This window comes from Anaerorhabdus furcosa, from assembly GCF_900167375.1.
GTDB classification, from domain to species: domain Bacteria; phylum Bacillota_I; class Bacilli_A; order Erysipelotrichales; family Erysipelotrichaceae; genus Anaerorhabdus; species Anaerorhabdus furcosa.
Genome location: NZ_FUWY01000001.1, coordinates 563941 through 590931, shown reverse-complemented (window position 1 = coordinate 590931; position 26991 = coordinate 563941). Strand labels below are relative to the sequence as shown.

33 protein-coding genes are annotated in these 26991 nt (G+C 32.5%); 26 read left to right on the top strand and 7 right to left on the bottom strand.

The features are described 5' to 3' along the window. The first annotated feature begins 2 nt into the window (after positions 1-2). The 8 genes from B5D14_RS02955 (at position 3) to B5D14_RS02920 (ending at position 4913) form a co-directional block, all read left to right on the top strand. Entirely contained in the window at positions 3-803 is an 801-nt protein-coding gene (locus tag B5D14_RS02955) for a MerR family transcriptional regulator (RefSeq protein WP_078711087.1), read from the top strand. Further along, a complete protein-coding gene (locus tag B5D14_RS02950; protein ID WP_078711086.1) occupies positions 796-1662 on the top strand; it encodes an ABC transporter ATP-binding protein in 867 nt (288 codons plus the stop codon). Before B5D14_RS02955 ends, B5D14_RS02950 begins: the two co-directional genes overlap by 8 nt. Further along, positions 1659-2366 (top strand): ABC transporter permease, encoded by a 708-nt coding sequence (locus B5D14_RS02945; RefSeq protein WP_078711085.1) that lies wholly within the window; start codon positions 1659-1661, stop codon positions 2364-2366. Before B5D14_RS02950 ends, B5D14_RS02945 begins: the two co-directional genes overlap by 4 nt. Positions 2367-2419: 53 nt before the next feature. Beyond that, positions 2420-2797 (top strand): hypothetical protein, encoded by a 378-nt coding sequence (locus tag B5D14_RS02940; protein ID WP_078711084.1) that lies wholly within the window; start codon positions 2420-2422, stop codon positions 2795-2797. A 1-nt stretch (position 2798) separates the two neighbouring features. Then, the gene (locus tag B5D14_RS02935; RefSeq protein ID WP_078711083.1) at positions 2799-3140 is read left to right on the top strand and encodes a DUF1801 domain-containing protein; all 342 of its coding nucleotides are present in this window, start codon (positions 2799-2801) and stop codon (positions 3138-3140) included. A 131-nt stretch (positions 3141-3271) separates the two neighbouring features. Continuing rightward, positions 3272-3823 (top strand): TetR/AcrR family transcriptional regulator, encoded by a 552-nt coding sequence (locus B5D14_RS02930; RefSeq protein WP_078711082.1) that lies wholly within the window; start codon positions 3272-3274, stop codon positions 3821-3823. Between the two features lie 11 nt (positions 3824-3834). Next, positions 3835-4497 carry a hypothetical protein gene (locus B5D14_RS02925; protein ID WP_078711081.1) on the top strand — a complete coding sequence of 221 codons (663 nt, stop codon included), beginning with the start codon at positions 3835-3837 and terminating at the stop codon, positions 4495-4497. Positions 4498-4499: 2 nt separating this feature from the next. Continuing rightward, positions 4500-4913, top strand: a complete 414-nt coding sequence (locus B5D14_RS02920; protein ID WP_078711080.1) for a DUF2871 domain-containing protein — start codon at positions 4500-4502, stop codon at positions 4911-4913. Positions 4914-4937: 24 nt separating this feature from the next. On the opposite strand, the gene B5D14_RS12115 is transcribed toward B5D14_RS02920, so the two are convergent. After that, positions 4938-5099: a hypothetical protein gene (locus B5D14_RS12115; protein WP_159443704.1), complete on the bottom strand. Its 162-nt coding sequence runs from the start codon at positions 5097-5099 to the stop codon at positions 4938-4940. Further along, positions 5092-5922, bottom strand: a complete 831-nt coding sequence (locus B5D14_RS02915) for a helix-turn-helix domain-containing protein (RefSeq protein WP_078711079.1) — start codon at positions 5920-5922, stop codon at positions 5092-5094. The genes B5D14_RS12115 and B5D14_RS02915 overlap by 8 nt, the downstream gene beginning before the upstream one ends. Positions 5923-6068: 146 nt before the next feature. Between B5D14_RS02915 and B5D14_RS02910 the strand changes: the two genes are divergently transcribed. The 3 genes from B5D14_RS02910 (at position 6069) to B5D14_RS02900 (ending at position 8891) form a co-directional block, all read left to right on the top strand. Further along, the gene (locus B5D14_RS02910; RefSeq protein ID WP_159443703.1) at positions 6069-6557 is read left to right on the top strand and encodes a YbaK/EbsC family protein; all 489 of its coding nucleotides are present in this window, start codon (positions 6069-6071) and stop codon (positions 6555-6557) included. Between the two features lie 155 nt (positions 6558-6712). Continuing rightward, positions 6713-8281: a 2,3-bisphosphoglycerate-independent phosphoglycerate mutase gene (gene gpmI, locus B5D14_RS02905; RefSeq protein WP_078711077.1), complete on the top strand. Its 1569-nt coding sequence runs from the start codon at positions 6713-6715 to the stop codon at positions 8279-8281. Between the two features lie 130 nt (positions 8282-8411). After that, positions 8412-8891, top strand: coding sequence for an SAM-dependent methyltransferase (locus B5D14_RS02900; protein WP_078711076.1), 480 nt, complete (start codon positions 8412-8414; stop codon positions 8889-8891). A 70-nt stretch (positions 8892-8961) separates the two neighbouring features. On the opposite strand, the gene B5D14_RS02895 is transcribed toward B5D14_RS02900, so the two are convergent. Further along, the gene (locus tag B5D14_RS02895; RefSeq protein ID WP_078711075.1) at positions 8962-9897 is read right to left on the bottom strand and encodes an AraC family transcriptional regulator; all 936 of its coding nucleotides are present in this window, start codon (positions 9895-9897) and stop codon (positions 8962-8964) included. 130 nt (positions 9898-10027) lie between these two features. Between B5D14_RS02895 and B5D14_RS02890 the strand changes: the two genes are divergently transcribed. Then, positions 10028-11893: an alpha/beta hydrolase gene (locus tag B5D14_RS02890; RefSeq protein ID WP_078711074.1), complete on the top strand. Its 1866-nt coding sequence runs from the start codon at positions 10028-10030 to the stop codon at positions 11891-11893. 35 nt (positions 11894-11928) lie between these two features. On the opposite strand, the gene B5D14_RS12210 is transcribed toward B5D14_RS02890, so the two are convergent. Continuing rightward, positions 11929-12300 carry a hypothetical protein gene (locus B5D14_RS12210; RefSeq protein WP_200804741.1) on the bottom strand — a complete coding sequence of 124 codons (372 nt, stop codon included), beginning with the start codon at positions 12298-12300 and terminating at the stop codon, positions 11929-11931. 109 nt (positions 12301-12409) lie between these two features. Here B5D14_RS12210 and B5D14_RS02880 point away from each other — a divergent pair, with 109 nt between their 5' ends. From B5D14_RS02880 to murB, 3 genes are all read left to right on the top strand, one after another. Further along, a complete protein-coding gene (locus tag B5D14_RS02880; RefSeq protein ID WP_078711073.1) occupies positions 12410-13291 on the top strand; it encodes a VIT1/CCC1 transporter family protein in 882 nt (293 codons plus the stop codon). An 83-nt stretch (positions 13292-13374) separates the two neighbouring features. After that, positions 13375-13920: a glutathione peroxidase gene (locus B5D14_RS02875; protein ID WP_078711072.1), complete on the top strand. Its 546-nt coding sequence runs from the start codon at positions 13375-13377 to the stop codon at positions 13918-13920. Between the two features lie 97 nt (positions 13921-14017). After that, a complete protein-coding gene (gene murB / locus B5D14_RS02870; protein ID WP_078711071.1) occupies positions 14018-14935 on the top strand; it encodes a UDP-N-acetylmuramate dehydrogenase in 918 nt (305 codons plus the stop codon). Between the two features lie 28 nt (positions 14936-14963). Here murB and B5D14_RS02865 read toward each other — a convergent pair whose 3' ends face one another. From B5D14_RS02865 to B5D14_RS02855, 3 genes are all read right to left on the bottom strand, one after another. Then, positions 14964-15497 carry a methylated-DNA--[protein]-cysteine S-methyltransferase gene (locus B5D14_RS02865; protein ID WP_078711070.1) on the bottom strand — a complete coding sequence of 178 codons (534 nt, stop codon included), beginning with the start codon at positions 15495-15497 and terminating at the stop codon, positions 14964-14966. Positions 15498-15505: 8 nt separating this feature from the next. Further along, a complete protein-coding gene (locus B5D14_RS02860) occupies positions 15506-16147 on the bottom strand; it encodes a DNA-3-methyladenine glycosylase family protein (RefSeq protein ID WP_078711069.1) in 642 nt (213 codons plus the stop codon). 91 nt (positions 16148-16238) lie between these two features. Further along, the gene (locus B5D14_RS02855) at positions 16239-17174 is read right to left on the bottom strand and encodes a glycerophosphodiester phosphodiesterase family protein (protein WP_078711068.1); all 936 of its coding nucleotides are present in this window, start codon (positions 17172-17174) and stop codon (positions 16239-16241) included. Positions 17175-17363: 189 nt separating this feature from the next. On the opposite strand from B5D14_RS02855, the gene B5D14_RS02850 reads away from it, so the two are divergent. The 11 genes from B5D14_RS02850 to fabF are packed head-to-tail and all read left to right on the top strand — an operon-like array spanning position 17364 to position 26990. Then, positions 17364-17585, top strand: a complete 222-nt coding sequence (locus B5D14_RS02850; RefSeq protein WP_078711067.1) for an acyl carrier protein — start codon at positions 17364-17366, stop codon at positions 17583-17585. Positions 17586-17616: 31 nt separating this feature from the next. Beyond that, the gene (accB, locus tag B5D14_RS02845; RefSeq protein ID WP_078711066.1) at positions 17617-18039 is read left to right on the top strand and encodes an acetyl-CoA carboxylase biotin carboxyl carrier protein; all 423 of its coding nucleotides are present in this window, start codon (positions 17617-17619) and stop codon (positions 18037-18039) included. Beyond that, the gene (gene accC, locus B5D14_RS02840; RefSeq protein WP_078711065.1) at positions 18039-19406 is read left to right on the top strand and encodes an acetyl-CoA carboxylase biotin carboxylase subunit; all 1368 of its coding nucleotides are present in this window, start codon (positions 18039-18041) and stop codon (positions 19404-19406) included. The genes accB and accC overlap by 1 nt, the downstream gene beginning before the upstream one ends. After that, positions 19390-20262 (top strand): acetyl-CoA carboxylase, carboxyltransferase subunit beta, encoded by an 873-nt coding sequence (gene accD / locus B5D14_RS02835; protein WP_078711064.1) that lies wholly within the window; start codon positions 19390-19392, stop codon positions 20260-20262. The genes accC and accD overlap by 17 nt, the downstream gene beginning before the upstream one ends. After that, positions 20259-21179, top strand: a complete 921-nt coding sequence (locus tag B5D14_RS02830) for an acetyl-CoA carboxylase carboxyltransferase subunit alpha (protein WP_078711063.1) — start codon at positions 20259-20261, stop codon at positions 21177-21179. The genes accD and B5D14_RS02830 overlap by 4 nt, the downstream gene beginning before the upstream one ends. Then, positions 21172-22116, top strand: a complete 945-nt coding sequence (locus tag B5D14_RS02825; RefSeq protein WP_078711062.1) for a beta-ketoacyl-ACP synthase III — start codon at positions 21172-21174, stop codon at positions 22114-22116. The genes B5D14_RS02830 and B5D14_RS02825 overlap by 8 nt, the downstream gene beginning before the upstream one ends. Next, entirely contained in the window at positions 22116-23063 is a 948-nt protein-coding gene (locus B5D14_RS02820; protein WP_078711061.1) for a DUF561 domain-containing protein, read from the top strand. Before B5D14_RS02825 ends, B5D14_RS02820 begins: the two co-directional genes overlap by 1 nt. Further along, the gene (locus B5D14_RS02815) at positions 23042-24106 is read left to right on the top strand and encodes an NAD(P)H-dependent flavin oxidoreductase (protein WP_078711060.1); all 1065 of its coding nucleotides are present in this window, start codon (positions 23042-23044) and stop codon (positions 24104-24106) included. The genes B5D14_RS02820 and B5D14_RS02815 overlap by 22 nt, the downstream gene beginning before the upstream one ends. Continuing rightward, positions 24103-25038, top strand: coding sequence for an ACP S-malonyltransferase (locus B5D14_RS02810; protein ID WP_078711059.1), 936 nt, complete (start codon positions 24103-24105; stop codon positions 25036-25038). Before B5D14_RS02815 ends, B5D14_RS02810 begins: the two co-directional genes overlap by 4 nt. After that, positions 25035-25763: a 3-oxoacyl-[acyl-carrier-protein] reductase gene (fabG, locus tag B5D14_RS12205; RefSeq protein ID WP_078711058.1), complete on the top strand. Its 729-nt coding sequence runs from the start codon at positions 25035-25037 to the stop codon at positions 25761-25763. Before B5D14_RS02810 ends, fabG begins: the two co-directional genes overlap by 4 nt. Next, positions 25764-26990: a beta-ketoacyl-ACP synthase II gene (fabF, locus tag B5D14_RS12200; RefSeq protein WP_078711057.1), complete on the top strand. Its 1227-nt coding sequence runs from the start codon at positions 25764-25766 to the stop codon at positions 26988-26990. It begins immediately after the preceding gene. Position 26991 lies beyond the last annotated feature (1 nt).

Below are 26991 nucleotides of genomic sequence, written 5' to 3'. Positions count from 1 at the left end.
CAATGAGTAAAAAAGAATACTTAACAGTTGGGGAATTATCAAAAATTATGAATGTTACGGTAAGAACGTTGCAATATTATGATAAAGAGGGAATATTATGTCCATCAAAGATGAGTGAAGGTGGTAGAAGACTATACTCATCAAAGGATATTGTTAAATTGAATCAAATATTATCATTTAAATATCTAGGATTTTCGCTAGATGATATCAAAGAAAAAATCTTCAAGTTTGATACAACAGAAGAGGTTGTGGAAGCATTAAGTCAACAAGAAAGTATCATGGAAATGCAAATCAATAACCTATCAAAAGCACTAAAATCACTTAAAACATTTAAGGATGAAGTAATTCAAATGCAAGATGTTAATTTTGATAAATATGCCACAATCATAGAATTAATCAGATTGAATAGCAAAGAGTATTGGGTAATTAAAGCTATGGATGATACAGTCATAGATCATTTAAGAGAAACGCTTCAAAATGATTTTAAAAAGGGTGAAGAGTTGTTCCTTTTCTATAAAAAGGTATTGGAAGAAACACTTGAAATGAAAAAGATGAATATTTCAAATACAAGTGACCAAGCAATTGAATTAGCAGGTAGATGGTGGGCAATGATTATGGATTTCACCAAGGGGGATATGTCACTTTTACCAAAATTAATGGAATTTAACGATAATAAACAAATCTGGAATCCAGAAATAGCTGAAAAACAAGAACAGATTGATGAATTTATAGGGAAAGCATTAGAAGCTTACTTTGCAAAACAAGGAGCGTCATTTCCACAGGAGGATAAGGAAAATGAATAATATAGTTGAAGTTAAACAATTAAAGAAAAGTTATGGCAAAAATGAAATTTTGCATGGAATTTCATTTACTGTAAATAAGGGAGAAATATTTGGATTGTTAGGAGTAAATGGCGCAGGAAAAACGACAACATTGAGTTGTTTAGAAGGTATTACTAAATATAACGAAGGGGAAATCTTTGTTAATGGTAAATTAGGTGTCCAGCTACAAGTTTCCTCTTTGCCAAAGAACATTCAATGCTTAGAAGCAATTGAATTTTTCGCAAAATGGAATAAAGTACAAATCGATATGAAAAGTGTTGAAAATCTAGGTGTATTGGAATTTAAAAAGAAACAATACAAAGATTGTTCAACTGGACAAAAAAGAAGACTTCACCTTGCAATCGCTTTATTAGGGAATCCGGATATTGTTATCTTGGATGAGCCAACAGCGGGCTTGGATGTAGAAGGAAGAATTGCTTTGCACGAAGAAATTCGTAATTTGAAAAAGCAAGGGAAAACCATCTTACTAGCGAGTCATGACATGGCTGAGGTGGAAGACTTATGTGATCGTATCGCAATTTTGAAAGATGGTGAGATTGCATTTATTGGTGTACCACAAGAATTATCAAAAATAGTTCAAAAAAAATTAAATATAAAAGTTAAATTCGAGAAAGAGTTTATTAGTTCGAATTTACTTAAGAGTAAATACACAGATGAAGATCATCATTATTATGTATTTGAAACAAATAACATTACAACCGCTATCGAAGAAATTTGCATTGAAACAAATAAACAAGGAAATTCAATAAGAGATATAAAAATTGACTTGCCTACACTAGAACAACAATTTATGGCTATCGCCAAGGAGAAAAACGCATGAGTGGACTATTATATAGCATTGGATTACAATGGAAATTAAATTTTAGAGATAAAGAAATTATCACAGTTTATTATTTGGTACCATTAGTTTTCTACTTATTCATGAGTGGTATCTTTATGAATATTATGCCAGGTATGGAAGAAACACTGATTCCATCCATGGTTGTTTTCGGAGGAACAATGGGTACAATTCTAGGAAGTCCATCTCCACTTATCGATGTCTTTGCATCAGATATAAAGAAATCATATATTACAGGGAATATTCCGTTGTCTTCAGTAATTATTACAAATTTCTTATCTGCATTTTTACACATCTTTATTATGTGTTGCATCATCACATTCTCAGCCCCAATTATTTTTAGAGCCACATTACCAACATCGGGTGCATATTGGGTAGGTCTTATATTATTCTTAATTTCAAGTTTAAGTATAGCAACATTAATTGGTGTATTTGTAAAAGAAAATTCAAAGGCAACAATGCTTGGACAATGTGTTTTTCTACCAACTGTCATGTTATCAGGAATCATGATTCCTGAAACTATGTTACCCAATGCAATTACAGTAATAAACAAAGTATTGCCTGGGACATGGGGATTTCAATTAATGAATTCATCCAACATAACCATTGAGCCAGTACTATTCTTAGTGATTATTTCAATTGTAGCTTTAGTGATTAGTTTTGTAAAAGCTAATAAATCATATTAATTGAGTATAGAGATTGGCCATGATATAAGAATATTGTATAGGAAGGCAAATCTATGGAAAATACAATATTCAAAAAAATGCATTTAAAAGATGATGCTTCAATGATATGCATAAATGCACCACAAGAGTTTTTTGAACTAGTTACAGATCACTCATCTATAAAACTAATCAAAACAGGAAAAGCAGACTATGTCATTATGTTTGTATCAAGTTTACAAGAGTATGATGCAAAGATTAAATCAGCGTTATCAAAGCTAAATTCAACAGGAATTTTGTGGATAAACTATCCAAAATCAAAGGGTAAAATTAAATATGATGTAAATCGTGATATTTTATATCGACACTCAAACAAAGATGGCATAGAACCTTGCGCAATGGTAGCTCTAAATGATAATTGGTCTATGATGAGATTTAGAGAAATTAAGGAATAGTATGCATACAGTTGATCATTACCTAGAATCACTTAAAGGTATTAGAAAAAACCGACTTGAAGAAGTGGTCGATTACATAAGAACAAAGTACCCACATGTAGAAGAAAGTTGTAGTTTATCGCCAAAATGGAATTATCCAACATTTAAAACAGGAGATAATTATGTTGCACTAGCAAGCGTGAAGAACTATATCTCAATTCATTTTGGTCGATATGGAGCAACAAAGATTATAGGAGAAAGAAATCCTAAAATTCAAACAAAAGTTGGTTGTGTAAACATTAAAGATAAAGATGAGTGGCCAATCGAAGATATTCAAAAAGCAATTGATTTTACATTAAGATAATAAGTAAAAGAGGATATAAGTATATATCTTCTTTTAGTTTATTTAGGTATATAAATAACTTATTGATAATGATTATTGACAATTGAGTAATATAGGTTTAAAATGAACAGTGTTCAGTTTGGAGGGATAAGATGTATAAGAAACTAGAATCAAAAGAAGACATTCTACTTGAAGCAATTGACTTAGTAAAGACTAAAGGATTTAAAGAACTAAGTATTCGTTGTCTTGCCAGTCAGTGTAATGTTTCTGTAGGAACTATTTATAACTACTTTCCATCAAAACAAGAATTACTTGTAGAAACGGTAGAAATGATTTGGAGAAAAGTTTTTCATAATCAAGTGTGTGATTATGAGAATAGTAGTTTCTTTGAAGTTTTAGCATGGTTTGAAACTTGTATAAGAAAAGGAATAAGAGAATTTCCAGATTTCTTATCAAAACACAACCAATACTTCAGTGGTAAAGAAGTCCAAGCTGGTAAAAAACAAATGAGTGAATATTTTGTACATATGCAAAGAGGAATTTTATTCTCCTTACAAAAAGAAGAGAGATTGTGTAAATCTTTAAAAAGTCAGAATATAAACGAAAAAGAATTTATAGACTATGTTGTATGGAGTTTGATTGATTGTATTACCAACAAGCGAAGTACAGATGTCTTATTTAAAATGATTCATGCAATGAATTAGGAGGAAAATGTATGCAAGCAATTATGGAAACAGGGTTTGATGTAGTCTATTTAGTTACAGTTGTGACCCTTGGAATCATCATGGTTCTAAAAGGAAAAAGTAAAGAAACAAAATTATTCGGAATTATGGCAATTACACTTGGTTTAGGTGATTCATTTCATTTAGTTCCAAGAGCATTAGCTTTATGTACAACAGGTTTAGAGAGTTTTACAGTAGCATTGGGTATAGGTAAATTCATTACTTCAATCACAATGACAGTTTTCTACATTTTACTTTATTATGTATGGCGTTTGCGTTATAAAGTTGAAGGCAAAAATGGATTAACAATTAGTATTTATGTTTTAGCAATCGCACGTATAGCTTTGTGTCTTTTCCCACAAAACATGTGGACTAGTGCAGCTGCACCATTAAGCTGGGGAATCTATCGTAATATTCCTTTTGCACTAATGGGGTTATTGATAATTGTCTTATTTTATAAGAGTGCTAAAGAACATCATGATACATCATTTAAATATATGTATCTTACAATTGTCTTGAGTTTTGCGTTCTATATCCCAGTAGTCTTGTTTGCAGATACAATACCTTTAGTAGGAATGTTGATGATTCCAAAGACTTGTGCTTATGTATGGACAGTATGGATTGGATATCAAGATATGAAGAAGGGTGGTAAATAAAAATGAAAAAAATGATTAATCTAGCTTTTATTTATAGTATTGTTGCGATGGTTGCAGGTGTATTCTATCGCGAATTTACAAAATTAAATGGTTTTGTAGGAGTAACGTCACTAGGCAAGATGCATGTGCATTTACTTGTACTGGGAACAATTTTCTTTCTTATTTTAGGATTATATTGTGATCGTACAAAAGTTCAAAACCAAAAAGGATTTAATAAAGCACTTATTACTTACAATGTGGGTTTATGTTGGATGGTAGTGATGATGTTAGTGCGTGGAATTACAGAAGTATTAAATACACCACTATCTTCAGGAATGAGTGCTGCAATTTCAGGGATAGCAGGAATCGGCCATATTATTCTTGGTGTAGGGATTGTACTTATCTTCTTAAAACTAAAAAAAGCTGCAACAGAATAAACAGAAGAAAAATCTTCTGTTTTTTTAATCATTTAAATTATTTTTATTGTAGATACATAAACCAAATACAAAGAGTAGAATTGCACCGATTGAATTTACATTAAGCGTATAAATATTTTTATTAAGAAAGATATAAATAATTCCAATTAGAATATAAAGCAATCCAAAGTAATTGTTCTTACTCATCAGGTAGATCCTTGTGATTAAATATATCACGGTAAATTCCTGGAGATAGACCAATGAATTGACTAAAATAATTTGTGAAATGACTTTGATCAGAGAATCCAGTTAAATGTGCTACTTCGATTGGAAGAAGGCCCTCTTCTAAATATTTTCTAGCTTTACTTATGCGAATCGTTTCCAAGTAGCGATAAGGTGTAACTCCTTTTGATTTGGTAAATCCTCGAAGTAATGATGATTTACTAAGTCCAACAGTTTTACAGATTTCATCTAAAGATAAGTGTTGATTGTAATTGTCTTCTATATAACGACACGCTTTTTCGATTTCATTATCACAATTAACTGAAGTAGTATCAAATTGTTGATTGTAGTTTTGTAATAAATGAGAGATAAGTAAAAATAAGTGTTCTTCTTTTTCAAACTCTGTAGTTCTTTCCATTATCATATGATGCAAAGGACGGTAAATTGCGATAGCCTCATCATCTTGAATGACATTGGTAAAGAAGACTGGTAGAGATCGCTCTCCTGTAATTTCTTCAACGAGTTTAAGTAAAACATCTTTTGGAACATTTAGTCCGTAATAAGTTAAGAGTTCATCTCCAAGTTGTGCACATCCATGGTTATCATTTGGATTGAAAATAATCATATCATTTTTCTTTAAGGCATATTCTGAATTCTTGCATTTAAGATATCGTTGTCCTTGGTCCATCAAACCAATTACATAAAATTCATGAAAATGATTAGGAAAAGGTTGAACAATGCCTTGTAAGATATAAGCTTCTATTTTTAGTTGTTCATCATAAATTACAATTCTTGATTCATTTTCCATAATGAGCACCTCACTGATTGGTCATATTCTAACACTAAAATAAAAACAAGGCTTGTAAAATATAGTCAAAATGAATGTTAAGAAAAGGCAAAAGTAAGTCAGATAAAAGTTTTCAATGTTATAATATATACATTGAGGTGAATAAGATGAAATATGATTTATTAAAGATTATGGATGATCTAGGAATTCAGTATCAATATGTTGAACATGAACCAATGACAAATTATGAAATTGCTAAAAAGGTTGATGAAGAATACAATCTTGAAGGGACAGAAAGCAAGAACTTATTCCTTAAAGATAAAAATGGCACATATTATGTGTTTATAACTGAAGAGGGTATACGATTTAATCGAGCATTCTTAAAAGAAGTAACAGGTGAAAAATTATCAATTACTTCAGCTGAAGAGTTAGAAGAAAAAACAGGATACAAAGTAGGTTGTGCTACAAATTTTGGATATGATGCAGATGTCGTTTTTATTGTGGATGCCGAGATTTTCAATCATGAGAAACTTATTTGTTCTGCAGGATCTCCAACTCAAAGTATGGTAATTCATACAGCTGACTTAAAAAAGATCTATCAAACAATTTCAAATCATATATTGTATGTGCAAGCACCAAGGGAGCCTCAATTGTAGGCTCTTTTCTGTCTAAAAGGCTTATATTGTGAAAATAAATTGATTAATAGCAAAGTAGTAAAAAATAGCGATACGATTTGTTTTAATTAATGCTATTCTAGTGAAAAAACAAACAAATCGTGCTAAACTAATACATGAAAGTAGAGGAAGGATTTATGAATAAAAAACCAGTAGTATTAGTGGTTATGGATGGTATCGGATGTACTGAAAAAGACAACGGTAATGCAGTTATGCATGCTTACAAACCACAATTAGATACACTTATCAAAACATGTCCAAATATTCAAATTAAAGCTCATGGGCTTGCAGTAGGATTGCCTAGTGATGATGATATGGGTAACTCTGAAGTTGGGCACAATGCATTAGGTTGTGGCCAAGTATATAGCCAAGGGGCAAAACTTGTAAATGAAAGTATTGAAACAGGAGCAATTTTCAAATCAGAAACTTGGAAAGAAGCACTTGATTCTTGTAAGAGTGGAACTTTGCATTTCTTAGGATTATTATCTGATGGAAATGTTCACTCAAATATCGCACATTTAGAAGCTATGCTTAAACAAGCAAAAGCAGATGGAGTAAAGAAAGTACGTATCCATGCATTATTGGATGGTCGTGATGTTCCTGAAACAAGTGCACTACAGTATGTAGATCAAATTGAAAACTTGATTCATGAATTAAATGATGAAAACTTTGACATTAAAGTTGCTTCAGGTGGTGGACGTATGAAAATTACAATGGACCGTTATGAAGCAAACTGGAAAATGGTTGAAGAAGGATGGCATATCCATGTTCTTGGAGAAGGAAGAAAATTTGCTTCAATGAAAGAAGCAATTGAAACTTATCGTAAAGAACTTGGTGTATCTGACCAAGATTTACCAGGATTTGTTATTGAAGAAAATGGTAAACCAGTAGGAACAATTGAAGATGGCGATAGCGTTATTCTTTATAACTTCCGTGGTGACCGTGCAATTGAAATCTCTAAAGCATTTGGGAATGAAAACTTTACTGAGTTTGATCGTGTACGTTTCCCTAAAGTATTCTACGCTGGAATGCTTCAATATGATGGAGACTTAAAGATACCTAACAAATTCTTAGTAGCTCCACCACATATTACAAATACAATGAGTGAATTCCTTGTAAAACAAGGTGTTAAATCATATGCAATTAGTGAAACACAAAAATTTGGTCATGTAACTTATTTCTGGAATGGAAATCGTTCAGAAAAATTCGATGACAAATTAGAAACTTGGGTTGAAGTACCAAGTGATGTTATACCATTTGAACAAAGACCTTGGATGAAAGCAGCTGAAATCACTGATTTACTTGTTGATGCAATTACATCAAAAGAATATGATTTCTTACGTGTTAACTATCCAAATGGAGACATGGTTGGACATACAGGAAACTATGAAGCTACATTGATTGGTGTTGAATCAGTTGACTTAATGTTAAAGAGAATTATGAATGCTTGTGATAAAGCAGGATATACTTTATTAGTTACAGCTGACCATGGGAACGCTGATGAAATGTATGAAAAGAGAAAAAATCCAGAAGATGCACCTAAACCAAAAACAGCTCATACACTAAATCCAGTACCATTTATTGTATACAATAGTGATGTACAATTAAAAGAAGGACATTTTGGATTAAGTAATGTTGCAGCAACAGTTGTTGAATTATTAGGATTTAAAGCACCTGAGGGTTGGGATGAAAGCTTAATTAAATAAGCGAAAATTTATGCTAACTAAAAGAATATCAGTAATTATTGATATTCTTTTTTTTCTGTCTTGTAGTGTAATTTTGAAATGCTATACTGGGATTACGGCGCCGTAAAACACAAAATTAAAGGAGAAAACGATGAATAAAAATTTTGTAATGAATCAAATCGGTGTAATTCATGCCAATGAAGAGGGATTCTATTTAAAAGTAAAAGAAGAATTTAGAGATGCCTTAATTGGCATTGAGGATTACAAGTACATTAACGTTATGTGGTGGTTTTCAAAGAGTGATAACATAACAGATAGAAATAATTTAGTTGAAGAAAAGCCATATCACAAAGGACCAGAAAAATTAGGTATTTTCGCAACACGTTCTCCACAAAGACCAAATCCAATTGCCTTGTCTTGTAGTTGTATAACATATGTTGATAGAGAGAAAGGGATTGTTGGATTAACTTATATTGATGCAAATGATAATACTCCTCTACTTGATATAAAACCATACATCCCCAGCTTGGATCGAGTTGAAGAAGTAACCTCACCAAAGTGGAGTAAACATTGGCCAGAAAATGTAGAAAGCAGTGGTGATTTTAATTGGGAAGAAGAATTTAACTTTTAATCGTTGATTCTACAGTTTATCAATAATTCAAGTTTTATCAAAAGAGTTTGTTTTTAAAACAAACTCTTTTCTAATACATAAAGTCTTTGTTGAATCCAAGTAGATTTAGAGTATCTTCAACTAAGCGACTGCATTCAGGTAAGGTTAAAAAATATTCATCTGATTTTCGATTTGGGTGATTAAGAAGTGTTGTTTTTTGAAGAGAACGATATTGATTAGGTGTGCAATCACAATATAAACGAAAAGCCTTAGTCATGTAACGATAATCAGAAAATCCACAGAGCAAAGAAATATCCAACATAGATAATGAGGTTGTTTGAATCAATATTTTAGCGTGATTTAATCTTGTTATCGTCAAGTAATCTTGAAAATTATGTTGTAAATTCTCACTTATAAAGTGAGATAAAAAAGAAGTAGAAAGATTTTCGCTTTTTGCAAGTTCTTGAAGCGTAATTTTGTTTGCGAAGTTAGATTCAATGTAATGAACGATTCTTTTTAAACGTTTATTGCGTAATTGTAAGTCATTGTATTTTGATGATGATAATTGATAACTAGAAAAATGCAAAAGAAAATAATTAAAAAGAATATTTATATATCCTGCAATTCGAACTTCATAGTAAGGGGGAGTCGTAAAGTAAATATAAGCTAAATGAAGGAAAGTTAGTTCAACAATTTTATGATCTTTTAAATTGACATTGTAATGTCTAAATACAGTTTGATGAATTTTTGAATAATATGAATCAAAGAAAGACAAAGATAATTGAAGAATTGCGATTGTAACAGTTTCTGATGTAGCAACTAATTCATGAGCTTCATTAGAGTTTACAATAATAAGATCTCTTGGTTTGTAGTGGGAGGTCTTGCCACCGATAATTATGTTTAATTCTCCCTTTAGAATATAAAGACACTCAATTTCAGGGTGTAAATGACTTGAACGAAAATTGATATCCACAATAAATAATTTGACACAAGAGATGTCAGAATATTGAATAAATTCGTAATCCATAAAATACCTCCTTACCTATATTATAAGACATGTATATAGAAGTACAGCATATTTGTCATATAAATACAACAAAATTGACAAGGAAAATGAAAGCGCTTCACTATATGATTCAAGTATGAGGAGGTAGGAAATGAAAAAAATAAATTTTACAGCTAAAAAAGGACTTATTATCTCGATTGTAGTTACGTTATTGTGCCTTATTGGTGCGAATTTAATCTTAAGTGACTTTGGAAAAGTTAAGATTGAAACTACAACAGTTCAAACATTGTCTGGTGATAATGTAAGCATTCGTGTTTATAGTCCTAAAACAGCTACAAGTACATCAAAAGCTCCGGCAGTTGTATTCACTCATGGATTAGGGACAACAAAAGAGTGCTATGCACAATATGCCTTGGAATTAGCAAGAAGAGGGTTTGTGGTAATCACACCTGATATGCTTAATCATGGTGGTTCAGATATTACTTCGTATGAAACTTTCTTTATGGATCCAAATTCAGAGGCGGATGGATCTTATGCAGCAGTACGTTATTTAGATACTTTAGATTATGTAGATTTAAACCAAATTGGTGTAGCAGGACATTCAATGGGAGGAAATGCAGCAAACAGTAGTGTAATTGCGGATGATGCAGCAGGAAATCACTTAGTTTCGGCAGTTTACTTAGTTTCTAGCGACCCATTGTATAGAAATGCAGAAGGTGAATTTGACAATTTATATGGTGATCGTAGTGTAGGGTTGTATTACACACTATATGATCATGTTTATTTTGCTACAAAAGATGAAAATGGTGCACCAATGAATGCGCAACAATATTTAACATCGAATGAAGCAAAATCATTTGTTCAATTTGGAGCAAGTAATCCAAAAGATGAACAAGTAAGAGTAGGACATACTTATAAGACAGTAATTGATGGTAAAGAAGTAATTCGTATTATCAATAAAGCGGAAGAAATTCATCCCCATCCACAAGGGGGAAGTGGTGCATTAGCAGCGTCAGTAGATTTCTTCCAAGATACTTTTGAAGCACCGCATTATATCGTGGGAACTCTTCAAATTTGGAAGTTTTATAGCGCTCTTTCTTTAACAGCATTGTTTGGAGCATTAGCAATTTGTATATTTACGGTTGCAACATTAGTTAAAACTAAATTCTTTGCAAGCTTAAAAGCAGAAGATAACAAACAATTAAGACCAGCACCAAACAAACAGGGTAAAATATGTTTTTGGATTTTAACAATCGCTAACTGTGCCTTCGCGTTTATAAGTGTTTCACTCATTTTTGCGAATGGATATGGGTTCTTTAGAACGATGATATTACCACAACAAACAACCAATATTTACGCTTTGTGGGCATGTGCAAATGGAATATTTATGTTGATTACTTCATTTGGTTCTTATTTCTTATATGGAAAGAAACAAGGACAAAGTTTAAAAGATTGGGGTTTAATCATTCCGATAAAAGATATTCTTAAATCTATTCTTTTAGCAATTATTGCAGTATTAAGTACATTGACAGTGGTTTATATTGCTGGGTATGTTTTCCAAATGGATCTACGTTATTATCTATGGGGAATTCGTGATATGCGATTAGAAAACTATTACTTATTCTTTACATATTTACCATTCTATTTGATTTTTGGATTAGCAGTGAGTATTGCACTTAATTCAGCTTATTATTCAAAAATTGGTAAAGAACCAACATGGGCAAATGATCTATTCTTTGCAATTATGAATATGATTCCAGCTTTAGCTATTACAGTTATTGGGTATTGGATTTTCAACAAAACAGGTGTACAAGCTAATATATTTGGTGCACCATTTACATTCACATATATGATTAATGCTATTCCAGTGTTCCCAGTAGCAGTCATCGTACTTCGAAGAATCTTCAAATTTTGTAACAATCCATACATTCCAGGAATTATTGTGGGTGCATTATTGTGTTATATGCAAGTAGCATCTGTATTTACAGTTCATGTAGAAATGATGATGCGTTTCTAGAAAGTAATTGAAGTATAATAAAATCTCACTAATTTTTAATCAGTGAGATTTTTTATTTGGTTTATTAATTCAAGAGCAATTTCAAAAGCTTTAATTCTTCGAATGCCTAAAGTATGTTGCGATGTGCCAACATTAAACTTAGGCATCACCTTTTCTACTCTTTGTATCGATGTAGAATAAAAATCAATAGCACGATCTAGTTCTTCAGAGGAATAGAAATCAATACTGGACTGTTCAAGTTCGTGTTGAATCAAATTTAGTGCCATATGATATGACTTGATTCCCTGTTCAAGTAAGCGATACTGAAAAGTGGTTTCTTTTAATTTGGTAATTGCTTTTTGACTTTTGTTTAATGATGAAGTAATAGCGTAAATTGCAGCATTGTAGTCATCTAATGTATAGTCCATTCAGTATTCCTCCAAACTCTAATAGATATCATACACGAAGTAGTATATGATTTGTATGAAAAGATAGAAAAAGGTATAATGATACCACGTACTAATAAGGAGGAAGAAAATGACATCAATTAATAATGAAGTAATGAAGCTGGTAAAGTCATCTCAGTTGGATGAAGAAGAAGGCGTATTAATGTATGCTTTTATGGCAAAAAGACAAAAAGATGAAAAAAACAAAGCAATACTAGAAAAAATGTCGAGTGATGAAAAGATGCATGCGAAAGTATGGGAATCAATATCAAATGAAAAGATAAAACCAAATCCAATAAAGATTGGGTTTATGAAACTAGTAACAATTTTATTAGGGTTTACTTTTATGGTTAAAAAAATGCAAAGGAATGAACAACTTACAATAGAAGGATATGATTTACTTGCGAAAGAGTTTGAACATACTGCAAGAATTGTAGAAGATGAAAGACGACATGAAAAAGAATTATATGCCATGTTGGATGAAGAAAGACTTCACTATGTAGGCGCAATGGTTTTAGGATTGAATGATGCACTTGTGGAATTAACAGGAGCAATTGCGGGTGTTACATTTGCGCTACAAGATACAAAATTAGTTGCGATGACAGGAATAATAACTGGAATTTCTGCAACCCTTTCAATGGCTGCATCCAATTATCTAGCAGAAAGAGCGAATGGAAATGAGAATGCGATCAAATCAAGTTTTTATACTGGAGTAGCTTACATTGTTGCGGTAGGATTAATGGTATTACCATATCTATTATTACCATCTGAAATGTATGGTACAGCTTTTGCATGTATGATTGCGACTGTACTCTTTATCATTTTATTTTTTAACTATTATATATCTGTTGCTAAAGATGAACCATTTGTTAAGAGATTCTTAGAAATGGCAATCATTTCATTATCTGTTGCAGCAATTTCATTCGTCATTGGATTGCTAGCAAAACAATTCTTAGGAATTGATACATTGTAGTAAGAAGCATATGTTTTGAATAAAGTGTTTTTCCTTGATAGGATGAAGATAGAAGTTAAGGAGTGCCTTAACATGGAGGAAAAATGAAAATTTACGAATTTAATGTAATGACACCAAAAGGTGAAACAATTTCAATAGGACAATACGAAGGACAAGTTTTACTAATTGTAAATACTGCAACTAAATGTGGATTCACACCACAATATGAAGAACTAGAATCAATCTATAAAAAATATCATGATCAAGGATTTGAAATCTTAGATTTCCCTTGTAATCAATTTCATAATCAAGCACCAGGAACTGATGAAGAAATACAAGAATTCTGTAGTTTAAATTATGGAACAACATTTCCACGTTTTTCGAAAATTGAAGTTAATGGTGAAAATGAACATGAATTGTATACTTATTTAAAACATGAAAAAGGATTTGCAGGATTTAATCCAAAACATAAAATCACAGCAAAACTTGAAGAAATTTTAATGAAAGTAAATCCTAAATACAAAGAAAGTCCAGATATTAAATGGAACTTTACAAAATTCTTAATTGATCGTCAAGGAAATGTAGTTGCTCGTTTTGAACCTACAGAAGATTTAGCGGTTGTTGAAGAAAAGATTAAAGAATTATTATAATTAGAGTTGGTGTGTAACACCAACTTTTTTATGTTATGCATCTCTATTTTAAAAAAGTAGTTTTCAGTTTAAAATATCAATATAGACGAGGTTTATTATGAATAAGAGAATAGAGTTTGAAAACTTTTGTGTTCAGCATGAAATTTCAACTTTTAAGGATTTAGAAATGTCGAATTATACGACACTAAAATTAGGTGGACCGGCTTGGTACGTAATTGAAATAAATAATATCGAAGAAATACAACTAATTAAAAAAGAAGTAGAAAGAATAGAACTACCTATGCTTATCTTGGGAAATGGATCGAATGTTTTATTTAAGGATAAAGTGTATGAAGGAGTAGTATTAGTTTTAGCTAGGAATTTTAAATATGTAGAAGTAAAGGGAAATAAAGTAGTTGCGCAAGCAGGAGCAAACCTAATGGATGTTTGCGAGGTTGTATGTGAACATAGTTTAACAGGACTTGAATTTGCATATGGGATTCCAGGAACTATTGGTGGAGCAATCTATATGAATGCAGGTGCATTCGAAGGAGAAATTAAGGATGTTGTAAAAGAGATAGAATATTTGGATGAAGATGGAACTTTTCATAAAATCCAAGTAACACCAACAGATTTCTCTTATCGTAAAAGTATGTTTACAGATACTCATAAAATTATTCTAAGTGTTGTTCTAGAATTAGAACAGGGTGATTTTACTGAAATAAGATCACTCATGGATCGTTACTTACAAAGAAGAAAAGATAGACAACCATTAGAATATCCAAGTGCAGGATCCGTCTTTAAAAGACCTGAAGGAAATTATGCAAGTGCACTTATTGATCAGTGTGGATTGAAGGGAAAGATGTGTGGTGGTGCTATGGTATCTGAAAAACACGCAGGGTTTCTAATTAATTATAATCAAGCAACAAGTAATGATTTCATTGATCTTATTGAATATGTTCAACAAGATGTTAAAAATAAAACTGGATATGAACTTGAATGCGAAGTGAAAATTATTGCGAATAAGAAAAAATAAAATCACAAATAAAGTGATTTTATTTTAATTACAATGCAGTTCCTTTAGTGGGAAGCTTGTATTGATTAATATTAATTTTTTCTAATTCTAATAAACTCACTTTGAGATGAATACCTCCAGCATAGCCAGTTAGACTCTTGTTTGCTCCAACAACACGATGGCAAGGTATAATGATAGAAATTGGATTATGACCAACAGCTCCGCCAACAGCTTGTGCAGACATGGTCTTTTTATTATGTCTTTGTGCAATTTTCTTAGCAATATCACCATAGGTACAAGTTGTTCCGTAAGGGATATCAAGAAGAACCTTCCATACATCCTCTTGAAACTGAGTACCCTTTGTTGCAAGGGGTAAATCAAAATCAGGTTGTTCTCCAACAAAATAAATGTCTAACCATTTTTTAGCATCATTAAAAATAGAAAGATTTTTTTGCGAGGTTTCTTTTGATAATGTACGAGCAAAGTATTTTTGGTTTTCAAACCACAAACCAGTAATTGCCACGCCATCACTAGCAAGCGTAATATTACCTAAAGGCGACTTATAAAGCGTTGTATATTCCATAAGAATACCTACTTTCTTTTCTTGGGTGCATAGTCTTTATAGCCTTCGTATTTACCACTTGCAATGGCCCAAAAATAAAGACTTGCGACACTGCAATAAGGAGTAAATTTTCTTCGATATGATTCAAATAATTTACGATCAATTTTGCGATGATGATAAACCATACGTAAACCACGTAGAATTGCTAAATCGTTGTAGCTAAACACATTAGGGCGTTCTAAACTAAAAAGTAACATCATTTCTGCAGTCCATTCCCCTATGCCTTTTAGACTTGATAGTTGATTGATGATTTCTTGATCAGATAAGGTGGGTAATAAATCCAAATTAATTTCATTGTTTTTAACCTTATCTGCAAAATCAACAATGTATTGAACCTTGCGATAACTCATACCGAGTGATTGTAATTCATCGATAGTCACAGATAAAATGGTATCCGCATGAATATCTCCAAGTAAGAGATTCATTCTTTCGCATATCGTTTGTTGTGCTTTAGTTGAAATTTGTTGCCCAACAATACTATTCACAATACAAGAAAATAAATCATGATTAACTGATCGTTGAATATGTCCAACTTGGTGAATCACCTGAGCTAGTTTTTCATCTTTGTTTATTAGATAATCTTTTTCTTTGTTTCCATATTTAAAGTACATACATTATTCCTCTAAACTATTTATACAACAAAACTTGAATATGTTTCAACTCTTATTAAGAATAAAAGAAAAAGTTAACAAGAAGTTAACTTTAATAGCCCATATCATTGAGTAAATTAATGAGTAAATCAGGACGATCTGTAATTATTCCATCGGCTCCAACTTGAATACATTTTTTCATATCGCCAATTTCATTGATTGTCCAATAGTGTACAAACATATCATTTTTATGTATTTTGTAAACAAGATAAGACGTATCTAAAGGAATTCCAAACTTGTTCATAGGCAACTGAAATCCAGATTGTGGATAATTCATAAAAATACCATACCCCAAATAATTCGCTATTACAAAGCTAGTTGCTGTTCCCATGTCAAAAGAGGTAATTATTGTTTTAGGAGCAATGGAAATAAAATAATCTAAAGTAGCTTTATCAAAGGATGCAACACAAACATAATTCTCCATATCATATTGTTTGATTAATTCTAGAATTCTTTGTGCAGATTTTTGACCAAGTTCACCATAGTTCTTTAACTCACAAATATATAAGACATCTTTTCCATATTTTTGAAACATTTCTTCTAAATTAGCAGGAGTTAAAGCATCACCATAAGTAATTCTTTCTTGTTCGGTTAATGTTTTATAAGGAAGATTACCCTCTAAATCTTCAAAGTTTTCACCAAAATTATATTGTTTTAAATCAACATAGTTATGTTCAGATACTAGACCCTGTGCATTTGAAAAGTCTTGTAAAGCATCATTATGATAGGTTACTAGTTGATTGTCTTTTGTGATTTGTAGATCCATCTCTAGTACATCAACACCAAGATTGTAGGCATAATCATAAGCCATCCAAGTATTCTCAGGATTCATTAGTTTAGCTCCACCATGTGCAATAACTAAAGGTCTTGATCCAGGTTCTATTTTAAAGGGATTATCCACCTTATTCTTACCAAAAGGGATTACCTGTAATATGACATAAACCACGATAAATACAACTAAAACAGTAAAAAATATCTTCTTTTTCATCTCAAACCTCTTTTTTCATCATTCTATCACAAATGAGATTATACCTTTAAATAAAGGGTTTTACAACGAAAATAGCGCTTTCAAAGTAATATCGCATAGATTGTCATCTATTTTTTAATAAGAGATGATGTTTACAAGTAAAATCGTGAATGCTATAATCAATATGCTCAAAAGAAATGGAGATTATTTATGTTTGAAAAAATTAGAGATGTATTAGTAGAAACCCTAAATGTAGATGCTGACTTAATCACACCTGAAGCTTCATTAAAAGATGATTTGGGAATTGATTCATTGGCAGCTGTTGAATTGTCATTGGAATTAGAAAGCAATTTTGACATCAAAATTGAAGATGAAGAACTTGTTCAATTAAAAACTGTTGGCGATATCGAAAAACTATTAGCGGGGAAATAAAAGGGATTAACTCCCTTTTTTACTAACAAAGATGAAAAAAGAAGATTTAAAAGAACTAATACGCGAATTTGAAGGAACTTCACTTACTAAATTGAGTATTGAAGAAAAAGACTTCAAAGTATGCTTAGAAAAAAACATGGGGAATGCACCAGTTGTTTATGCCAACGAACCACAAGTGCATGCGACTCCAATTGAAAATAAACCAGAAGTTAAGAAACAAATGAAAACAATTAATGCACCACTAGTAGGTACATTTTATTTAACGCGTTCACCTGAAAGTAAAGCGTTAGTTACTGTAGGACAAAAAATAAATATTGGTGATACTGTCGGTATCATTGAAGCAATGAAAGTCATGAATGAAATCCAAGCTGATAAAGAAGGAATTGTAAAAGCAATTCTTGCACCATCAGGTAAACTTGTTGAGTTTGACCAACCGCTACTTGAAATCGAATAATGATTAAAAAGATTTTAATAGCGAATCGTGGTGAAATAGCAGTAAGAATTATTCGTACTTGTAAACTGTTGAATATTAATACTGTAGCGGTATATTCAACAGCAGATAAGGAAGCATATCATACACAACTTGCAGATGAAAGTATATGTATAGGAGATGCTCCAAGTAAGAATAGTTATCTTAATATGGACTCAATTATTGAAGCAGCAAAAGGAACAGGAGCAGATGCTATTCATCCAGGCTTTGGATTTTTGAGTGAGAATAGTACTTTTGCTAGAAAAGTTATTGATGCTGGTATTATCTTTATTGGACCAGAACCAGAAGTTATTGATCGCATGGGTGATAAGTCCAATGCGAGAGCATCAATGATTGCAGCAGGTGTATCTGTAGTACCAGGATCAAAAGAATGCATCGCAACAAAAGATGATTGTATCGAGATGGCAAATAAAATAGGATATCCAGTTATCATCAAAGCCAGCAGTGGTGGCGGTGGTCGTGGTATGCGTATCGTATATGAAGAATCAGACTGTGTTACTGCGTATGAACAAGCCCGTAGTGAAGCGCTAATCTCTTTTGGTGATGATAGTGTTTATATGGAAAAATACTTAGTTAACCCAAAACATATTGAAGTACAACTACTTGGTGATAAACATGGAAATGTTGTTCATCTTTTTGAACGTGATTGCTCAATGCAAAGACGTAATCAAAAAACGGTAGAAGAAGCGCCTTGTGATGTCCTAACACAAGAAGCAAAAGAAAGATTATATGCAGATGCAATTAAAGCAGCAAAATATGTAAATTATGATAGCGTTGGTACCATTGAATTTTTGGTAGATCATCAACAAAATCATTACTTCATGGAAATGAATACACGGATTCAAGTGGAACATACAATTAGTGAAATGATCACGGGGTTGGATTTGATTAAACAACAAATTCGTGTTGCAGAAGGAAAACCACTGGAATTTACACAAGATGAAATCACGTTACAAGGACATGCCATTGAATGTAGGATTAACGCTGAAAATGTGAAAGCAAACTTTGCACCCAACCCAGGGACAATTAAAACTTTCCATGTACCAGGAGGACAAGGAATACGTATTGATAGTGCAGTTTATGCAGGTTATACAATTCCGCCTTTCTATGACTCAATGATTCTTAAATTAATTGTTCATGCACCTACACGATTAGAGGCAATCAAGAGAATGCGAGTTGCATTAGAAGAATTGCTAATTGAAGGAGTAGAGACAAACATAGAATTTCAATATTTATTATTCCATGATCCGATTTTTGTAAGTGGACGATATGATACATCATCTCTTACTAAATTCATTGAAGAGGTAAAGAAAAATGAACTCAGCCTTTAAGGAAAGAAAAGATAGACTACAAGTATTTAGAGACTATCGAGAAAAGTTACTTTCCAAACCTATAAAAAAGATGAATCATCCAGATACATGGCAATGCAATAAATGCGAGAGTGTATTTAATTATCAAGAGATAAGTAAACATTATTTTGTTTGTCCTCATTGCCAACATGTTCATGCCTTAACTGCGCAACAAAGATTAGATTATATCTGTGATGAGAACAGTTTTATCGAAACATTTCATTCGTTAAAAAGAGTAAAGAAAAGTAATTTCCCAGGCTACGAAAATAAAATTTTAAAACTACAAGAAACTCTAAATATGAATGAAGCAGTTGTTTCAGGAGTTGCGAAAATTGGAACTTACCGCGTAGCATTATGCGTGATGGATAATCGATTTTTGATGGGTAGCATGGGTGAAGTTGTTGGAGAAAAAATTACTCGCCATATTGAGTATGCAACAAAGAAAAAGTTACCACTAATTATCTTCAGTTGCTCAGGTGGAGCACGTATGCAAGAAGGAATACTTTCATTAATGCAAATGGCAAAGACAAGTGCAGCATTAGCCAAACATGATGAAGCAGGATTACTCTACATCTCTTATTTAACACACCCGACAACAGGAGGCGTGAGTGCAAGTTTTGCAATGCTTGGTGATATTCAATTAAGTGAACCACAATGTTTAATTGGCTTTGCAGGTAAACGTGTTATTCAATCAACTGTAAATGAGAAATTACCAGATGATTTTCAAACTGCAGAATTTTTGGAGAAAAAAGGATTCTTAGATCAAATTGTTGAACGCGAAAATATGAGATCAACATGTATTCAATTACTGAAGATTCATGAAAGAGGTAAAAAATGAGTTGGTCAAAAACAGAAGAAAAAATACTACTTCTAAGAGAAAAGTTAGAAAACTGTTCTAAAGAAGAAGCAAGTTTAATAAAAAAAGAAATTGAGCAACTAAAAAAAGAAGCGTATTCTCATTTAGATGCTTGGGATATTGTGTGTTTAGCTCGTCATCCAAAACGAATTAAATCAATGGATTTAGTTGAGAGTTTATTTACTGATTTATTCGAACAAAAAGGTGATCGACTTTATGGAGAAGATGGAGCACTTTGGGGAGGAATTGGTAGTTTCTTAGGGAAGCCAGTAACAATTCTTGCGCAAAGAAAAGGAAAAACATTACAAGAAAATATGGAATGCAATTTTGGGATGATGAATCCTGAAGGATATAGAAAAGCATTACGTTTAGCAAAGCAAGCAGAGAAATTCAACCGTCCAATTATTACAATCGTAGATACATCAGGAGCATATCCTGGTAAAGGTGCTGAAGAAAGAGGACAAGCTGAAGCAATTGCTCAATGTCTTAAACAATTTATGACATTAAATGTTCCAGTAATCACGATTGTATTATCTGAAGGTGGTAGTGGAGGAGCATTAGCACTTAGTGTTTCTGATCACATCATGATGTTTGAAAATGCAATTTATTCTATTTTGTCACCAGAAGGATTTGCAAGTATTCTATGGAAAGATGAAACAAGAGTTAAAGAAGCAGCAAAAATGATGGAGTTAACATCAAAGGATTTATATTTAAAAGGTATCGTTGATCAAATCATCAAAGAACCTTTAGGTGGGATACAAGAAAATCCAAATTACTGCATTGAACAAGTTAGACAAGGATTATATGAACAATTAAATAAACTTCAAACTCAAAATGAAAAAGTAAGAAGTAAAAATCGCTATGAGAAATTTAGAAAGTTAGGTGCATGCCATGAGTAAAATTTTGTCAGTTGCAAGTTATGCACCCAATAAAGTATTAACTAATGATGATTTAAGTAAGATGGTTGATACAAATGATGAATGGATTGTTCAACGAACAGGAATACAAAGAAGACATGTTGTCGAAAATGAAACCAATTTGGATATTGCAACAGAAGCTGCAAAAAAAGCAATACTTAAATCAGGGTTAGATAAAGAAGAAATTGATGTTATTTTATTCGCTACAATCACACCAGATTTATTTACACCCTCAATGGCTTGTCAATTAAAAAGAAGACTAGATATTGATCGTAAAAATTTATTGGCGTTTGATATTAATGCAGCGTGTAGTGGATTTGTGGTTGCATTAGAAACTGCACATCACTTACTAAGTAGCTACAAGAATATTTTAATTGTTGCGAGTGATACAATGAGTCGCATTATTGATTGGACTGATCGTGGGACTTGTATTCTCTTTGGTGATGGAGCAGGTGCTGTTGTCTTAACACAAAGTGATTATGAACCAAAGTTTCATAGTTTTACTGAGCATGATATAACTGATAGTTTGAAAACCAATTCAATCTATGATGAAAAAACAAGACTATCTATGAAGGGTACAGACGTGTTTAAGTTTGCGGTGAACGCACTTACAACATGTATAAAAAAAGAATTAGATGATGCACAAATTACAATTGATCAAGTAGATTATATTGTTGCACATCAAGCAAATGTAAGGATTATAAGTCTAGCTAGTAAACAGTTAGGAATAAGCGAAGATAAATTTTATAAAAACATTCAGGAGTATGGAAATACCTCAAGTGCAAGTGTTCCATTGGTTCTTGCGGAAATGGTAGATAAAAAATTAATTCAAAAAGACCAAACGATATTATTTGTAGCATTTGGTTCAGGGTTAACTTATAGCAGTTGCCTTTGGAAGTTAGAAGGAGAAATTAAATAATGAATATCAAAGAAATATTTAATGTAGAATATCCAATTTTACAAGGAGCAATGGCTCATATTGCAACACCTGAATTTGCAGCAGCAGTATCAAATGCAGGAGCACTCGGAATTATTGCAACAGGTGCAATGAAACCAGAAGAAGTAAAAGAAGCAATTAAGAAATGCAAACAATTAACAGCTAAACCATTTGGTGTAAATCTAATGTTAATGAATCCATATTCTGATGAAATTGTAGATATCATCTTAGAAGATAAAGTTGCTTTTGTAACAACGGGTGCTGGAAATCCTGGTAAATATTGTGCACGATTAAAAGAAGCAGGTATAAAAATTTATCCTGTAGTAAATAGTGTGGCACTTGCAAAACGTTTAGTAGACTCAGGTGTTGATGGCATTATTGCAGAAGGCACAGAATCTGGCGGACATGTAGGTGAATTAACAACAATGGCACTTGTTCCACAAATTGTTCAAGCTGTTCATGTTCCAGTTATTGCAGCAGGAGGAATTGCAAGTGGTGCACAACTTAATGCATGTTTAGCACTAGGGGCAGTTGGTGTGCAAATTGGCACAAGATTCCTTGTGAGTGAAGAATGTCCAGTTCACAAGAATTATCAACAAGCAGTAATTAAGGCAAAAGACTTAGATACTATTGTAACTGGAAGAAATCTAGGGGCACCAGTAAGAATTCTAAAGAATCAAATGGCACTTCAATATCGTAAACTTGAACAAGCAAATGCAGAAAAAGAAGAATTAGAAGTTATTACTTTAGGTGCATTACGTCGTGCAGTATTTGATGGTGATATGAAACATGGATCTGTCATGATGGGACAAGTTGCAGGTATGTGTAAAAAAATTCAACCAATTAAAGAAATCCTTGATGAACTAATGCATGAAGCAAAAACAAACAAAGAAGAGTTAAGTAACATATGGCAAGAACTTTCGATTTAACTTTGAATAAATTAGAAATCCCATTAATTCAAGGTGGAATGGGAGTAGGTATATCACTAGGAAGCTTAGCGGGAGCAGTGATGAAGGAAGGTGGAATGGGAGTAATCTCGTTAGCACATCCAGGTTATCGTGATCCAGATTTTATGAAAGATCCATTTAGTGCAAACGTAAAAGCATTAAAGGAAGAAGTAAATAAAGCAAGAGCAATTAGCGAGGGAAAAGGATTACTTGCGATCAATGCAATGTGTGCAATTAATCGTTATGACGAATATGTACAAGCAGCAATTGATGCAGGAGTGGATGTCATTATCAGTGGTGCTGGATTACCTTTATCTTTACCATCACTAACAAAAGATAGAGATTTGCTTGTAGCACCAATTGTTTCAAGCGCTAAAGCTGCACAACTTTTATTAAAGAGTTGGGATCGACATTATAACTGCACAGCAGATTTCATTGTAATTGAAGGTCCTGATGCAGGAGGACATTTGGGATTTAAACCCGAAGAGTTATTAGAACATAGTGCAAAAAATGTTTTAGATATTTTAGAAGAAACAAAACCAGTTGTACGTGAATATGAAGAAAAATATAATTGCATAATTCCTATTTATGTTGCAGGTGGAATGAATACAAAAGAAAAAATTCAAGAGGCAATAAACAAAGGTGCAAAGGGTGTACAAGTTGCAACATCATTTATTCCAACTATTGAATGTGATGCAGATATTAAATTCAAAGAAATGTTTTTGAATCATGATCAACAAGAATTAACATTAATTAAAAGTCCAGTTGGCTATTATGGTAGAGCAATAGCTAATCCATTATCTAAACAACTTGAAAAAGGAAGAGTAGCACCTACTTATTGTGTAAATTGTATTAAGCCTTGTGATTTCAAAGTGACACCATTTTGTATTACAGAAGCATTAATTCAAGCAGCAAAAGGAAATACAACAGATGGATTGATATTTAGTGGAATAACGATTCCAACTCAAACAAAATTACGTTATGTAAAAGAAGTTATTCATGACTTGATGGGAGATATAAAATGAAAATAGCATTTGTATTTGCAGGGCAAGGATCACAATACCTAGGAATGGGTAAAGATTGTTTAGAGAATTCTAATAGTTTTAAAGAAGTATTTGACGTATGCAATAAGAATAATGACTTAGTACATGTTTGTTTTGAAAATAGTGAAAGATTAAATACAACAAGAGATGCACAATGGGCTATTTATAGTATTTCTATGGCTGCAGTAAATATGCTTAAAAATGAAGGAATACATCCCGAAGGTTGTATTGGATTAAGTTTGGGTGAATACAGTGCATATGGATGCGCTGGAGCATATTCAATTGAAGAGGGTATTGCACTAACTAAAAAAAGAGGTGCATTAATGCAAGAAACAATTGAAAAGACAACAAGTGGTATGGCTGCAATTCTATCACTAAGTGCGGATAAGATTGAGCAAGCTTGTCTTGATGCAAGTGATGTGGGCATTGTAAGTGTTGCGAATTACAATGCACCAGATCAAATTGTAATTACTGGTGAAGAAGCAGCACTTGAAAAAGCAATTCAAAATTGTATTGATTTAGGTGCAAGACGTGCAATTCGTCTACAAGTTAGTGGAGCATTCCATAGTACTCTTTTAAACTTAGCAAAAGATGAATTGAGAAAAGCACTCAATGAAGTAAAGTGGAATAAACCACAACTACCAGTTTATACAAATCTAACTGGTGAGGTTACTGACAATATTGTAGATAGTTTAACAGAACAACTTGTATCACCAGTAAGATTTCAAAAAGGAATTGAGAAAATGATGGAAGATGGATTCGATACATTTATAGAAATTGGTCCTAAAACAACATGCTCAAGTTTCATTAAGAAGATTGCACAAGCAAATGAAAAGATAGTAACAATTTGCAATGTGGATGATGTGAAGAGTTTTGAAAAAACAAAAGAGATGATTCAAGGAGGTCAAGTATGACAAGAAAAGTTGCTTTAGTAACAGGGGCAAGTCGTGGTATTGGTGCAGCAATTGCGAAATGCTTAGCCGCAGATCATGATGTAATAATTAATTTTGCAAGTAGAGAAGAACAAGCACTCCAAGTATTGAATACATTACCTACTGGTAATCATTCTATTTATAAATGTGATGTTCAAGATCATGAAGCAGTAAAAGAAATGATGAAATCATTAGTTGAGAAATACGGAAGAATCGATGTGTTAGTAAATAATGCAGGAGTTACTCGCGATAATTTAATGCTAAAAATGAGTGATGAAGATTTTGATAAAGTCATGGCAATCAACACAAAAGGTTGTTTCAATTGTATACAAACAGTAAGTCGTATCATGATGAAACAAAGAGAAGGTAAGATTATCAACATTGCTAGTGTTATTGGATTGATTGGAAATATTGGTCAAGTAAATTATGCAGCTAGTAAAGGTGCTATCATTGCAATGACAAAAGCAAGTGCTAAAGAATTAGGTTCGCGTAATATCCAAGTGAATGCTATAGCTCCGGGGTTTATTGAAACAGAAATGACACAAGTATTAAATGAAAATCTTAAAAATAAAATGATGGATGTTATTCCTTTGAAACGATTTGGACATGCAGAAGAAGTTGCAGGTGTCGCAAAGTTTCTAGCAAGTAAAGATGCAGATTATATTACAGGACAAGTAATTGTAATCGATGGCGGGATGGTGATGTAAATGAAACGTAGAGTTGTTATTACAGGAATGGGTGTTGTATCACCGATTGGAAATACAGTTGAAGAAGTAAAGCAAGCAATCATGGATGGCAAGTGTGGAATTGGTCCAATAACAGCATTTGATACAACAGATTATCGAGTAAAGCTTGCAGCTGAAGTAAAGGACTTAAATATGGATCAATACTTTACAGCTAGAGAACTTAAGTTTAATGATCGATTTACACAATTTGCAAGAATAGCTGCAAAGCAAGCAATTGGTGAAGCAAAAATTGATGAACTAGATAAAGATCGTATTGGTATTATTTTAGGTTCAGGAATTGGTGGGTTATCATCAATTGAAAACGCAACAAAAACTTTGGAAAGTCGTGGACCAACACGTATCTCTCCTTATTTCATACCGATGTCATTGATTAACTTGGCTGCAGGTGAAATAGCAATTGATCATCAAATACATGGTAATGTTCAATGCATCGTAACAGCATGTTCATCAGCAACAGATTCAATTGGTTTGGCATATCAACGCATTCGTGATGGATATGAAGATGTGGTTGTTGCAGGTGGATGTGAAGCAAGTATTACTCCTGTAGGAATTGGTGGATTTATGGCAATGCGAGCATTGTGTGAAAGTACTGACCCTAATCGTGCAAGTATTCCTTTTGATAAAGAAAGAAATGGATTTGTCATGGGAGAGGGTGCAGGAATCTTAGTGTTAGAAGAACTTGAGAGTGCACAAAAACGTGGTGCTAAAATACTTGGTGAAGTTGTAGGGTATGGAAACACATGTGATGCAAATCATATTACTGCACCCGCAGAGCAAGGAGAATTTGCAACCAAAGCAATGCGCAAGGCAATAGAGGATGCAAAGATTAATCCAAGTGATATAAACTATGTCAATGCACATGGGACATCAACAAATCTAAATGATAAAACTGAAAGCAAAGCCATGAATCATTGTTTTGGTGAGCATAAACCTTATGTATCTTCAACAAAATCAATGACTGGACATTTGCTTGGTGCAAGTGGTGCAATTGAAGGAATCATTAGTGTATTAGCATTAGCAAACCAATTTGTTCCACCAACAATTAATCATCAAAATATTGATGAGGAATGCAATGTGAATTTAGTTTTAAACAAAGGTATTCAAGCTGAGTTAAATTATGCAATGTCTAACTCATTTGGGTTTGGTGGACACAATGCTTCAGTAGTGTTCAAAAAGTGGGAGGATTAAT